The organism is Henriciella barbarensis, from assembly GCF_003576345.1.
GTDB classification, from domain to species: Bacteria; Pseudomonadota; Alphaproteobacteria; order Caulobacterales; family Hyphomonadaceae; genus Henriciella; species Henriciella barbarensis.
Map to the genome: position 1 here is coordinate 18,920 of NZ_QWGB01000007.1, position 13,232 is coordinate 32,151.

The 13,232-nt window shown below is 58.6% G+C and carries 13 protein-coding genes; 4 read left to right on the plus strand and 9 right to left on the minus strand.

Annotated features, from left to right (window positions below):
- Positions 1-31: 31 nt before the first annotated feature.
- From D1224_RS10965 to D1224_RS10975, 3 genes are read right to left on the minus strand one after another with little or no spacing between them, the layout of a single operon-like run.
- A complete protein-coding gene (locus D1224_RS10965; RefSeq protein ID WP_119380003.1) occupies positions 32-1,318 on the minus strand; it encodes a homoserine dehydrogenase in 1,287 nt (428 codons plus the stop codon).
- The gene (locus tag D1224_RS10970) at positions 1,315-2,544 is read right to left on the minus strand and encodes an LL-diaminopimelate aminotransferase (protein ID WP_119380004.1); all 1,230 of its coding nucleotides are present in this window, start codon (positions 2,542-2,544) and stop codon (positions 1,315-1,317) included. Before D1224_RS10970 ends, D1224_RS10965 begins: the two co-directional genes overlap by 4 nt.
- A gap of 47 nt (positions 2,545-2,591) precedes the next feature.
- Entirely contained in the window at positions 2,592-3,035 is a 444-nt protein-coding gene (locus D1224_RS10975; protein ID WP_147372375.1) for a hypothetical protein, read from the minus strand.
- Positions 3,036-3,116: 81 nt separating this feature from the next.
- Between D1224_RS10975 and D1224_RS10980 the strand changes: the two genes are divergently transcribed.
- Complete coding sequence (locus tag D1224_RS10980; RefSeq protein ID WP_233350515.1) at positions 3,117-5,141, plus strand: PHA/PHB synthase family protein; 2,025 nt, start codon at positions 3,117-3,119, stop codon at positions 5,139-5,141.
- On the opposite strand, the gene argC is transcribed toward D1224_RS10980, so the two are convergent.
- The 3 genes from argC to rplM form a co-directional block, all read right to left on the minus strand.
- On the minus strand, positions 5,099-6,142 hold the full coding sequence (gene argC, locus D1224_RS10985; RefSeq protein ID WP_119380007.1) for an N-acetyl-gamma-glutamyl-phosphate reductase: 1,044 nt from the start codon (positions 6,140-6,142) through the stop codon (positions 5,099-5,101). The genes D1224_RS10980 and argC overlap by 43 nt on opposite strands.
- 86 nt (positions 6,143-6,228) lie before the next feature.
- Positions 6,229-6,714: a 30S ribosomal protein S9 gene (rpsI, locus tag D1224_RS10990; protein ID WP_119380008.1), complete on the minus strand. Its 486-nt coding sequence runs from the start codon at positions 6,712-6,714 to the stop codon at positions 6,229-6,231.
- A 4-nt stretch (positions 6,715-6,718) separates the two neighbouring features.
- The gene (gene rplM, locus D1224_RS10995; protein WP_119380009.1) at positions 6,719-7,183 is read right to left on the minus strand and encodes a 50S ribosomal protein L13; all 465 of its coding nucleotides are present in this window, start codon (positions 7,181-7,183) and stop codon (positions 6,719-6,721) included.
- A 213-nt stretch (positions 7,184-7,396) separates the two neighbouring features.
- Between rplM and D1224_RS11000 the strand changes: the two genes are divergently transcribed.
- A complete protein-coding gene (locus tag D1224_RS11000; RefSeq protein ID WP_119380010.1) occupies positions 7,397-8,242 on the plus strand; it encodes a hypothetical protein in 846 nt (281 codons plus the stop codon).
- Here the strand turns inward: D1224_RS11000 and D1224_RS11005 are convergent.
- Positions 8,202-9,251, minus strand: a complete 1,050-nt coding sequence (locus D1224_RS11005; protein ID WP_233350516.1) for a COX15/CtaA family protein — start codon at positions 9,249-9,251, stop codon at positions 8,202-8,204. The genes D1224_RS11000 and D1224_RS11005 overlap by 41 nt on opposite strands.
- An 81-nt stretch (positions 9,252-9,332) precedes the next feature.
- On the opposite strand from D1224_RS11005, the gene D1224_RS11010 reads away from it, so the two are divergent.
- Positions 9,333-9,533: a DUF2842 domain-containing protein gene (locus tag D1224_RS11010; RefSeq protein WP_119380011.1), complete on the plus strand. Its 201-nt coding sequence runs from the start codon at positions 9,333-9,335 to the stop codon at positions 9,531-9,533.
- Here the strand turns inward: D1224_RS11010 and D1224_RS11015 are convergent.
- Complete coding sequence (locus tag D1224_RS11015) at positions 9,530-10,714, minus strand: phosphatidylserine decarboxylase (protein ID WP_119380012.1); 1,185 nt, start codon at positions 10,712-10,714, stop codon at positions 9,530-9,532. The two genes, D1224_RS11010 and D1224_RS11015, sit on opposite strands and share 4 nt — an antisense overlap.
- An 11-nt stretch (positions 10,715-10,725) precedes the next feature.
- Positions 10,726-12,567, minus strand: coding sequence for an ABCB family ABC transporter ATP-binding protein/permease (locus D1224_RS11020; protein ID WP_182482259.1), 1,842 nt, complete (start codon positions 12,565-12,567; stop codon positions 10,726-10,728).
- A 98-nt stretch (positions 12,568-12,665) separates the two neighbouring features.
- Between D1224_RS11020 and D1224_RS11025 the strand changes: the two genes are divergently transcribed.
- Positions 12,666-13,226 (plus strand): LOG family protein, encoded by a 561-nt coding sequence (locus D1224_RS11025; RefSeq protein ID WP_119380014.1) that lies wholly within the window; start codon positions 12,666-12,668, stop codon positions 13,224-13,226.
- Positions 13,227-13,232: the final 6 nt, after the last annotated feature.

Sequence of the window (13,232 nt, forward strand, 5' to 3'; positions counted from 1 at the left end):
CAATCCTCGCAGCCTAACCGGCCGCTCCCCCCTACTCTGATGACGCCTCTATCGCCATTATTTGCGGCGTTCCTACATTCGAGGCCAGTGACTGCAAGCGCTCGCGCGCACTGGATATAGCTGTCCGCGAACAAAGATGCGTCACAATCGCAATTGGTGCGGCACCATCTTCATCAGACGAATCCTGCAGCAGTTTGTCGATCGACACGCCCGCTTCAGCGAGCGCCTCAGTAAGTTCTGCCAGCGAACCTGCCTTGTCCATCAGTTTTACGCGGACGAAATAGGCAGACGTTTCATCGGCTTCCGCGACAACGAACTTTCGCCTCGCATGATGTTCGGCATGACCGAAGGCGGGCCGCGCAATCGGATTAAACAGCTTAGCGACGTCGCCCATCACCGCGCTTGCTGTCGGCCCTGGGCCTGCGCCAGGCCCAGTCAGCGTAACGGCACCAAGCGGATCGCCTTCCACTCGCACCGTGTTCAGGCTGCCATTGATCCGCGCGAGCGGGTGATTCTTTGGAAGGGCAAACGGCTCGACCCGGCAGACCACGCCGTCGCCAGCAATCTTGCCCTCCGCAATCAGTTTAATTCGCAGACCAAGTCGGTCGGCAAGGTCGAGGTCTAGTAGTTCCACACCATCAACGCCGGAGACTGAGACTTTGGAAAAGTCGAGATCAGCCGAGAACGCAATCGCGGCAAGAATGGCCGCCTTGTGCGCAGCATCCATGCCGGAGACATCCAGCGTCGGGTCGGCTTCGGCGAAGCCAAGCCGCTGAGCTTCGGCCAGAACCGTGTCATATGACTTACCAGTGTCGAGCATCTCACTCAGCAGGAAGTTGCAGGTGCCGTTCAGGATGCCGGTGACACGGTTGATTTCGACGCCAGCGAGCGAATCGCGAAGCACGCGTACGATCGGAACACCGCCGGCGACCGCCGCCTCAAACAGAAGGTCAACGCCATTTTCGCGCGCCAGTTCGGCTAGCGCCTGGCCATGCATAGCGATCAGTGCCTTGTTAGCCGTGACAACGGACTTGCCCGACTTGATTGCGGTTTCGACGGCAACCTTGGCGGGTCCATCCGAACCGCCAATCAGTTCCACAAAGACATCGACCGACTCGTCAGCGGCCAGTTTCGCTGCATCATCGAACCAGCGATAGGAGTCTGTCTCGACAGGTCGGTTCCGGCTGCGGTTGCGCGCCGTGACGCCCGTGATCTCGACCTGACCTGGGAGGCGCAGGTTTTCCTGGCGCTGCACGAGGTCAACGAGACCACAGCCAACATGGCCAAGCCCTGCGATACCGAGCTTCAATGTCTTCACGACAGCTCCTTTCCTTCTAATACTGGGCCTTCATCGATCGCAGCTGTCTGGCTGCGGGCTTGAAGGAATTTCTTGATGTTACGTGCGGCCTGCCGGATGCGCTGCTCGTTTTCAACCAGCGCAATGCGAACATAGCCTTCGCCGCGCTCTCCGAACCCGGAACCGGGCGCCACAGCCACGCCTGCCTCATTTATGAGCGCGAGCGAGAATTCGAGGCTGCTCATCGATTTGCACTGTTCAGGCACCGGAGCCCAGCAGAACATGGAAGCAGATGGTTTCGGCACGTTCCAACCGGCACGGCGGAAGCTATCGACGAGCGTATCGCGGCGGGCGCGATAGATTTCGCGGGCCTCGGTCACGCAATCCTGAGGACCATCGAGCGCTGCGCAGGCGGCAACCTGGATCGGCGTGTAGGCGCCATAGTCAAGATAGGACTTCACCCGGCCCAGCGCACCGATCAGGCGCTCATTCCCTGCGGCAAAGCCAATGCGCCAGCCGGCCATGGAATAGGTTTTCGACAATGTCGTTGTTTCCACAGCAATTTCGCGCGCACCGTCTATCTGAAGAATCGATGGCGGCGGGTCGTCGAAATAGATCTCATTGTAGGCGAGGTCGGAGAGGATCCAGAGATCATGCTGGCGGGCGATCTTCACCGCTTCGCGGTAGAAATCGAGGTCGGCCACAGCGCCGGTCGGATTGGACGGATAGCAGAGAACCATCGCAGTTGGTGGCGGCACGCTATAGCGGATCGCATGGTCGAGATTAGAGAGATACTGCTCAGGCGTCTGCGCAGGCACGCCGCGGATCGAAGCGCCCGCGATAATAAAGCCGAAGGAATGCAGCGGGTAGGAAGGGTCCGGCGCAAGGATAACGTCGCCCGGGGCCGAAATCGCCTGCGCGAGGTTCGCGAAGCCTTCCTTGGAGCCCAGCGTGACAATGACTTCGCGGTCCTTGTCCAGCGTCACGTCGAAGCGGCGCTTGTAATAATTGACGAGCGAGCGGCGTAGGCCATTGATCCCGCGAGAGGCCGAGTAACCGTTTACGTCCGGCTTCTGCGCTGTCTCGCAAAGCTTGTCGACGATATGTTTGGGCGTCGGCAGGTCCGGATTACCCATGCCAAGATCAATAATGTCTGCGCCATTCGCTCGAAGTGCCGCCTTCCGACGGTTCACCTGTTCGAACACATAGGGCGGCAGACGCCTGATCTTATAAAATTCTCCGGCCATGACCGAACTCCGCAGGGCAAATAGGCTTTAGTAATGGAAGGGAAGTGTCAGCGCCGGGCGCGGCGTCTGTCAAACCTTGCCCGCAGGGAAGCGACTTCCTGATCGGTCAGGAAGTCGGCTGGACCTGGCTGGCCTTCAAGCCTGCTCAGCTGTTCATCACCCCAGGCCGCAATTTCCTGCGGCGTGAGATAGGTCGGAGCGGAGCGCGGATCTTTTATCATGGCCTGCCACAATGCTGTACGCCGCCGGGCGGCAAGATCCTTGGCGCGCTTCGAGTCCGGATCTACATTTTCGTCCTGAGCAGTTTGCCGCTCTGGCAAAGTCGGCATATCAGCGATCCGCGGAAACCCACGCTCCGTCAGCTCCGCCTGCCGCTTTTCGTACCATTCGGGCGGCTGTACAGCACTGCCTGAGGTTGCGGTCGACGCGCAGCCGACCAGAGCGAGCATGAAAACGGGGATCAACCAGACTTTCGTCATAAACTTCGGCACTCTTCATTCATCCTGAAACATTTATCCCCTACCCCTGTTTGTGTAGAATAGCGATAGAGGGTGATGAAAAGCACGAGCGATATGAGCGAACCCGAAAACCGCACACTGAATGCCATTCTTGCAGATCAATCACCTGAGCAATTGCAGGCGATCGGAAAAGCGCTCGCTGAAGCCGCAATTGAATCGCAAGCGCTTCTCAACGAAGTTCTGGCAACGGCAAATCCGGGGGGTGGACTGTCGTCCAATCCGGACCCGTTTGGCGTTGGCGGCACCTATGGCCGGCTCGGCCAGTCGCTCGCGAGCAATCCGCACGCCCTGCTCAACGCCAATCTCGAGCTATGGACTGGCTGGATCAGTCTCTGGAAGGACTTCACGCTCGGCCAGATCAGCGGCGTGCAGGACAAACGGTTTTCCGACCCGGAATGGTCTTCCAACCCGGCATTCGAGTTCATGCGCAAGGCATATGAGCTGAATTCGTCCTGGATGATGTCTCTTCTCGACGCGGCGCCGGACCTGTCGCCGAGTGAGAAGCGAAAGGCGCAATTCTATACGCGCCAGACCATTGACGCTCTGTCGCCCACCAATTTCTTCGCGACGAACCCGGCTGCCTTGCGCGCCATGTTGAAAACGGGCGGTCAGAGCCTTGTCGACGGGCTACGCAACGCGCGCGCGGATATAGCTAAAGGAGGCGGCCGCCTCTCGATCAGCCAATCGGATGAAACGCCGTTCGAGATTGGCGAGAATGTCGCCACAGCCCCCGGCAAGGTCGTTTTCCGCAACAAGCTGATTGAGCTCCTGCAGTTCGCCCCTTCTACTGAACAAGTGTACGAGCGTCCGCTGCTGATCTTTCCGCCCTGGATCAACAAGTACTACATTATGGACCTTCGCGAGGAGAACTCGCTGATCCGCTGGCTCGTCGACAAGGGTCTGACGGTATTCGTGGTATCGTGGCGGTCGGCCGACGCGGTAACACGCGATTTCACCTGGGACGACTATATCGAGCATGGCGCATTCGCAGCCATGAATGAGGCCCTTGCCCAGACTGGCGCCGAAAAGCTGAACGCCATCGGCTACTGCATCGGCGGATCACTCCTGACCGGTGCACTGGCTCATATGGCAAAGACCGGTGATAATCGCGTTTCCTCAGCGACTTTCTTTGCATCGCAATCGGATTTTTCCGATGCAGGCGATCTCATGGTCTTCACCGACCCGGACTCTCTCGACAGCATTGATAGCGTCATTGATGAGAATGATGGCATCATGCCGGGCGAGATGATGGGCCAGACGTTCAACTGGCTGCGCCCCGTGGACCTGGTCTGGCGCTACGTGGTCGACAATTACATGATGGGCAAGAAGCCACGCCCCTTTGACCTTCTCTTCTGGAATGCGGATCAAACGAACATTCCGGGCGAGACGCATCGTACCTATCTAAAAAACCTGTATGGAAGGAACGAGCTAGCTGAAGGACGTTTCAAAGTCTTTGGTGAACCGGTTTCCATGGGCGACATAAGTATTCCCGTGACAATCCAGGCGAGTCGGGAGGACCATATCTGCCCGTGGCACTCCATCTATCGCGGTGCCCAGAATTATGGCGGCGACGTCAATTTTATCCTGGCGGGGTCTGGCCACATCGCAGGCGTAATCAATCACCCGAGCGCCGAGAAATACCAGCACTGGACGAATTCCGGTCTAGAGAAAACGCCGGAAGCCTGGTTGTCCGGCGCAGAAGAAACCAAGGGCTCCTGGTGGCCGACCTGGTGGGACTGGTTAGCGCCGAAATCCGGTGACCTGAAACCTACCGAACCGCTTGAGGACAAAGAGCTAGGCGACGCGCCTGGTACTTATGTGAAGATGCGCCTCTCGGACATTGCGCAGGGTAAGATGCCTTCGACAGCGTATTCGACGCCTTCCAAACCTGCCCGCTCGACACCCAAGCCGAAACCGGCGGCCAAGAAGGCGTCGTCGGCAAAGCCCAAGTCCACCGCGATCAAGGCAAAGGGCGGCGCTGCGTCTTCATCAAAGTCGAAGTCGCCCGCAAAAAAGCCGGCGAAGAAAAATGCGGCTCAGGGGAAGAGCGGCAAAAGTGCGTCGAGCCCCAAGGCCTGATCCCAACCCATCATCAGGTTGAGGTTCTGAATAGCCTGACCGCTCGAACCTTTGACGAGGTTGTCGATAACAGCGATCACAATCACACGACCTTTTGCGCGGTCTTTGAAAACGGCAATCCGGCAATCATTCGTCCCGCGCACGTGTCGAGTATCCGGCGGCGGCGAGCCGAGCGGCAATACGCTGACGAAGGGCTGATCTGCATAGGCGGCCGAAAGAGCCGCATGAATCGAATCGACGTCTCCACGCAGATGGCAGGTAACGTGCTCGCCCCGTGCCATCGGGATTAAATGAGGTGTGAACGTCACCTCGATATCATTGAGCCCTGCGCGCAGATTAAGCTCCTGCTCGATTTCAGGCGTATGCCGATGGGTCCCTACACCATAAGCGTGCAGGCCTTCGGTGACCTCGCTGAAGAGATTGCCTTCCTTGAGACCCCGGCCTGCCCCGGTCGCACCAGATTTCGCGTCGATGATGATCGCATCGCGGTCAATAATCATGGGTTTCATCAGCGGCAGAAGAACCATGAGAATCGCCGTCGGATAGCAGCCCGGACAGGCGACAAGATTTGAGCCCATCATTTGTTCGCCGTTATGTTCGCTAAGGCCGTATATCGCCTTGGCAGTCCGCTCTGGCGCAATATGCTCGCGGCCGTAAGCCTGTGAATAAAGGTCGGCATCGCGGAAACGATAATCCGAAGAGAGGTCGACGACTTTCACATGTGCTGGAAGCGTCTCAATGAGATCCTGGCTTGTGCCATGCGGCAGACAGCCAAACACAACATCGACGCCGTTCCAGTCGACATCCTCTGCTTTGATGACATCAAGATCGTGCTTGCCGCGCAGGTGCGGGAAGATGCCTGACAACTTCTTTCCAGCGAGAGCATTACCCGTCGCGGCTACTGGCGTGACATTCGGATGGTTGCGGAGAATGCGGACTGTCTCGGCGCCGGTGTAGCCCGACGCACCCAGAATGGCGGCTTTCAACGGTTGATCGGTCATGCGGCCTCTTTGTCATGTCAGCAGGCAAAGAAAAAGGGCGCTCCGGTTTCGAAGCGCCCTTTCGAGAAAAGATTCTGAATGCGAACCTAGCGCTTCGAGAACTGGAAGCTGCGGCGCGCTTTTGCACGGCCATACTTCTTACGCTCAACCGTACGCGGGTCGCGGGTCAGGAAGCCGAATGGCTTCAGAACCGGACGAAGACCTGGCTCATAGTTGACGAGCGCGCGGGCGATGCCGTGACGGACAGCGCCAGCCTGACCGGACAGGCCAGAGCCTTTTACTGTGCAGATCACGTCGAATTCAGTGCGGCGATCGGTTTCGATCAGCGGCTGTTCGATCACCATGCGCAGAACCGGGCGAGCGAAGTACTGCTCCTGGTCCTTGCCGTTGACAGTGATCTTGCCCGTGCCCGGCTTGATCCATACGCGAGCCGTCGCCGATTTGCGGCGGCCAGTGCCGTAGGAACGGCCGAACTCGTCGATCTTCGGCTCTGCAGTGACAACCGTCTCTGTCGCGGCTTCGCCGCTCGTTACGGTTTTCAGGTCTTCAAGAGAATTGGCGGTATCGGACATATGATCAGTCGTCTCTCTGATTCTTGACGTTCATCGATGCGAAATCGACGGTTTCCGGCTTCTGGGCCTCATGCGGGTGCTCAGACCCGGCATAGACACGAAGCTTGGAGAATTGCTGGCGGGCGAGCGAGCTTTCGCCCGGCATCATGCGCTTAACAGCAAGCTCAATGGCGCGCTCTGGAAAGCGTCCACCAAGGATCTTTTCTGCGGTGGTTTGCTTGATGCCGCCCGGGTATCCTGTGTGACGGTAATAGGTCTTGTCACGCAGCTTATTGCCGGTGAACCGAGCCTTTTCCGCATTGATCACAACAATATGGTCGCCCGTATCGATGTGTGGTGTGTAGTCAGCGCGGTGCTTGCCGCGCAGGCGTTTGGCGACATATGAAGCAAGGCGACCGACCACAACATCAGTTGCGTCGATAACGATCCACTTGTTCTCCACGTCAGCTGGTGCGTTATAAGTCTTCATTGCTCCTCGGGAGCCTCTCATTCGGAGTGTTGGAATATGTTCAAGCGCCCGCGTTTAAGCGCGCAGTCCTTCCCTGTCAACGCAGGGATCGCCGGTTTCCTGCTATTCTATGCTGCATCGTGTTCTGGGCCGCAAGAGCCAGCGGAACAAGGAGAAGCAGCTGTCCAGGAGCAAGACGCAGTCCCTGAAAGCGCAGATGCCGCTAACGTAAATATGTTGCCTGCCGTCTGGTCGACCCGACAGCTCGATTCGCCGGTCGCCAGTATTGGCGTTGCAGGTGGTGCCGGATCGACTTTCGCGGTCGCCTATGACGATGGAAGCGTGCAGATCTTCGACTTCGATGGCGAGCGCATTACGGAAACGACGGGTGAAGGCACGCGCGCGCTCGCGGAAGGACGCTATGCGATGCTTGCCGGCACGCCGGTCACGATCTTCCCAGGTATCGATGCCGAAGGCAGCCTGAAAGTCTGGATCTATGGCGGAGGCGTCGCCGCGCCGATCCAGTATGATCTCCAGGGAGACCAGACCGGCCCCGCAGCAGGTCTCTGTGCTGCGCCGCCCGCTGACGACGCCGATTCGATCCATCGGATCGCATACTGGACTGAAACCGAGCCAGCTACACTCTATAATGGCGCGGTCCGTGAAGCAGGCGGTGAGCTCGTCTTCGAGGTTGAGGATGAGCAGTCGGCGGACGGACCGATCACGGCCTGTATTATAAGTGGTGATGCGGCCACCGCATTCACTGACCCGGTCGATGCCGCAGCAAGCCTCCGCCGCCTTGGACGCGAAACGTTGATCCTGTCTGAAGGAAATGGTCGCCTCAAACTGGCCGTAGGCGAAAGTGAACCGGCCAGCTTTGACATTCGCGAGGGCATAACCGTCGAAGTGCCGAGCATGTTCACGTCTTTGGCCGCAACAGGCGATGCGCGCGGCGGCGGTTATCCCGGGGGAGTCATTATCGTCGGTGGCACGGTAAGCGGTGACGATCATCGGGTCGTCATGATCGATCCAAGCCGTATTACGATGTCGCCGATTGAAGTCCCGACGGCGACCGAGTGATCCAGACAAGGCGCACGGCGGCGATAAAGACAATCACGCCGAGCGCCTGATGGACGATCGCAAGCTCCAACGGTGCGCCGCTTACAAGAGTGTAGATCCCCCATGCGGCCTGCGCTGTGACCAGGGTCGCCAGCAAAGCAAACGGTTTGGCGGCAGGCTTGCCCCAGGCGAGCACTGCCCCGCCGAGCGCTGCGGCCCAGAGAACGTAGGCAAGGACACGGTGATTGAACTGGGTCGCAGCTAGCCCTTCAAAGAGGCTGCGCGCGCCGAGGTCACCCTGTATGTAGGAAGCAGGCAGGAAGGCCCCGTCCATCAAGGGCCAGTCAGTGTAGGTCCTACCAGCATCGAGGCCTGCCACGAGGGCGCCGGAGGCCATCTGGACCGATACTAGGGCCAGCAGCGCAATCGACAGGACGGAAAGAAGCCGGGAGGTTTCCAGCCGGCGTGCGCCGCCAAGGTCCAGCCAAAGCCAGACTGTATAGCCGATAATGATGAGCGCGAGCATGAAGTGCGTCATCAGCCGGTAAGGAGCGACGTCTAGCCTGTCAGTATCACCTATACCACTGGAAACCATCCACCAGCCAATCGCACCCTGTAGACCGCCAAGCGCGATGAGAATAACGAGCCGTGTCGTGAGCGCTCGTCCAATCCAGTTACGCGCCAGAAAAAAGACCAGCCCGCCCACGGCGATCAATCCGATCAAACGGCCAAACAGGCGATGGCCCCATTCCCACCAGTAGATGTACTGGAACTCGGCAAACGTCATATTGTAATTCTGCTGCTGGAATTCCGCCGTCTGCTTGTATTTCGCAAACTCCTCGGCCCAGTGCTGCGCATTCAAGGGCGGAAGGGTTCCGCTGATGACGTCCCATTCGGTAATGGAAAGGCCAGAGTCAGTGAGGCGGGTCATACCGCCGATCAGGATCATCGCGTATACGAGCAAAGCGATCAGAACGAGCCAGCGCCGGATCCATTTGTCTGCTAGCGGGGACTTTGCCATCTGTGTCATGACGACCTATCTGAGCGTAAACCGCAATTTCGCAAGCCGTCACGCGGTCGCAGGTAATTCAAAGCAGCATCGGGACACGTCATGCGCAAAGGGCTCGCCGCCATCGCAATCCTTGCCATCATTGCCATCTGGATCGTGCTGGTCGGTACGGTTGGCAGCCACCTTACCGAATGGCCGTTCTGGGCGCAGCTGCCATTCTACGTAATCGCAGGCGTCGCGTGGATCCTGCCTGTGCGCCCGGTCCTGCGCTGGATGAACAACGCAGAGCCAAGCCAGGACTAATCCTTCTGATCGTCATCCTCACCGGCAAGCCTGCGAGCTTGCTGGCGAAGGCGCTCGAACATGGTAGACGGATCTTCCGTTTCAGCACTGCCTTCTGGCGGTAGCTCCGCTTTGGCCTGATCATCATCGCTAACAGGCCCGAAGTCTGGCGCCTCTGAAACTTCATCTGCGACTTCTGGCGGCAGGGTTTCAGGCGTTGTTTCGTCGGTCCAGTCAGGCTGGCGCTCGGCCACCTCCGCTTCGACTTCAGCTTCTACGGGGGCCGGAATGACCTCCGGGGTCGCTTGCGTGCGGGCGGCGTAGGCTTCGCCTTCTTCGGGTGTTGCTTCGTCCAGTGGCTCGTCTGATTCAACAATCTGTTCAGGCATGACTTCAGGCGCGGCGGCCCCCGTCGCAGCTATGCTGGCGAGGCCAGAAACGTCAGTGTCGGAATAATCGCGAACTGATGTCTCAGGCGTATAAGCGGATGGCTCATCAGTTGCGGCGCTCGAAAGCGAGAGATCCCAGAGAATGGTTTCGCCGCCGGTGAGCGTTCTGCCGGGTTGAACGATACAGCGGCCCGGCGAGCGTGCAGGAATGTACACATCGCACCAACCCCCAAGACGGCGGGTCGCAACGGTCTTGCCCTTTGCGACCCTGTCGCCCGCATCGGATTTCGTGACAAGCCGGGGGCCAAGTCCGCCCGAGGCGAAAACAAAGCCTGTCCGGATAGCGTCATTACTGAATACAGCAGAGAGACGAGCGAGGCCTTCGGCTTCGGCTTTCATCGCGATAACCGCTTTGGGCTCACCCTCGAGGCATTCGATACGGTCGATAGATCCAGAAATGGGCGCGTGCACATTGTTGTTGGAGACGGGCGAAGACGCGACGCGGATACGCACGGCCGGGCCCGCCATCCGCAAGCCTTCAGGCGCTTCAGTCTCCTCCACCGAAACTACAACGCCGTCACAGGGTGACGTCAGGTGGTCAGCTGCCTGGGGCGTTACCCGCTCTGCGGTACGCGTCGCAAACAGAATGATCACGCCGGGAATGAAGCCAAGCCAGAAAAGCGGCTCCCAAAGCATTGCGAGCAGTATGCCCAGCAACCAGGCGGCGAGAAATCCCACGACGCCCTCAAGATCAAAACCGCTCCTGAACCAGGGGAAGGTCTTGTGAGAAAGTGACGCGTCACGGTCTGCCATGTTAATTCCTCTTATTCGGCCGCGGTTGCGAGACGGTCTCGTGCAACCTGATGCGCCCACATTTGTGCATACTTGCCATCAGAGCGCAAAAGTTCGCTGTGCGTTCCTCGCTCCACGATTCGTCCTTGCTCCAGAACGACGATTTCATCTGCTTTCTGCACGGTTGATAGACGGTGCGCGACCATGAGCGTGGTCCGCCCGCGCGAGGCCTCATCAAGTGCATCTTGAACGGCAGCCTCGGTCGCACTGTCGAGCGCGGACGTCGCTTCATCAAGCACCAGTACAGCCGGGTCAGCCAGGATCACGCGGGCGATGCCCACACGTTGCTTCTCGCCACCTGAGAGTTTGAGTCCTCTTTCGCCAACTTCGGTGTTCCAGCCGTCTGGCAACGCTTCGATGAATGGCAGCAGCTGTGCACGTCTGGCGGCATCTTCAAGCGCCTCAATCGAGGCGTCAGGATGTGCATAAGCGATATTTGCCGCGATCGTATCGTTGAACAGGACGACGTCCTGCGGAACGAGCCCCAATGCCTGCCGAAGCGAGGTCTGAGTCATGTCGCGCACGTCTCTCCCGTCGATGTGGACGCTGCCGGACTGAACATCGTAGAATCGAAAGAGGAGTTTCAGCAGGGTCGATTTACCAGCACCAGAGGTGCCGACGAACGCGATCTTTCGGCCGGGCGCGACATCGAAGCTGATATCAGCCACACCGACCGTTCGGGCATCATGCGTGAAGCTTACGCCGTCGAACGACACCGCGCCGTCCGGCTCGTCGAGCTCGACTGCGCCGGGCTTGTCCTGAACCTCAGGCGCCATGGCAAGCAGGCCGTGGAGTTTTTCCAGATCGACAGCGCCCTGTTTGATTTCGCGCCAGGCCCAACCAAGGATATTCAGCGGCGCATACAGACTAAGCAGAACGAGCATGACGGCGGTGAGATCACCGATCTGCATTGTTCCCTGAGTGTAATTGTACGCAGACAGCGCCAGAACCGCGAGAAGCCCGCCATTCATGATTAAGGCTTGCACTCCGTTCAGCAGGTACATGCTGCGCACCGCCTCGACATAGCGCTTATTGTAGCGACGCATGGCCGTGTCATAGCGGCCGGTCTCTCGCTTCTCGGCGGCGAACGCTTTCACAGTCTCGAAATTGGTAAGTGTATCGATCGAGACAGCGCGAAGCTCTGTATCGGCCTTGTTCATGCGCCGACGCTGGCGCACGCGCCATTCAGTAATGATGACCGTGGCGATCACGTAAAGGATGATGGTCGCGACAGCGATCAGGGCCAGTCGATAATCATACGCGGCACCAAGCGCGATGGAAGCGAGAGCGAGGCGCACAAAGGTCGGGCCAATATTGAAGGCCAGAAAACGGATCAGATAATCAATGGCACTCGCACCGCGCTCGATTACGCGATTGAGAGCCCCAGAGCGCCGCGTTTGATGAAAACCGAGAGACAGTGATTGTGCATGACCAAACGCGTCGACACAGGCGATACGCTGTGCATCCTGGCTGACAGGGCTGAAGAGCGCATCACGCACTTGCGGCAATGCGGCGGCCAGAAAGCGTAGCCCGATTGCGAGCGCGATCCAGCCGACGGCAATTGCAAGCGGCGCGGCCTGAACGCCGTCTTCACCTGCCACCCGGTTGATTGCATCGCCAAGAATGATGGGTGAAATGACTTCCAGCACCGCTGCGCCAAGCGTAAGTATGATGGCAACCGCCATAATGGGGCGCCATTTCTTCATCTCGGGCCGGGCAAGAAGTTTGAGAATTTTCACGATCGCGCTGCCAAGGCCGCCATCGGCGCTCTCGATCTGGTCGCGGTCCGGCTGCGAAGAAGTAGGTGCGGTCATCGCCGCTATATGGGACGAAATGTGTGCGGCGAACAGGGCGAGGCTGGAACGAATCCACGCAGTAGCCTAAACGCGCTTTGAAAACGAATGAGACGGAAATGCCAAAGCTGAAATCAATTTGTGTCTATTGCGGGTCATCTGATGATGTACGTCCAGGCTACCTGACCCTTGCGCGCAATCTGGGTCGCGCCCTCGCCGATCAGGATCTGAAACTGATCTATGGTGGTGGTGGCGTTGGCCTGATGGGCGCGTGCGCACGCGCTGCGCACGAAGCGGGCGGCGAAGTATTAGGCGTCATGCCGAAATTCCTGCTCCAGAAAGAGCGCGTTTTCGAAGAGGTGGAGCACCGCATTGTCGATGACATGCACACCCGCAAGCAGATGATGTTCGACGAGTCGGACGCCTTTATTGTCCTGCCAGGCGGTATAGGAACGCTTGAAGAAGCAGTCGAAATGCTGAGCTGGGCACGCCTTGGACTGCATGCCAAGCCGATGGCATTTCTGGATGAAGACGGCTTCTGGGCTCCTTTCTTCGAGCTGATGAACCACATCATCGATGGCAAGTTCACACCCGAAAGCTTTCGCAGTGCGCTGGTGCATGCGAGCACGCCGGAGCTTGCGATATCCGCACTGCGCGACCGGGTTGTTGCAATTTCCTGATCAGGG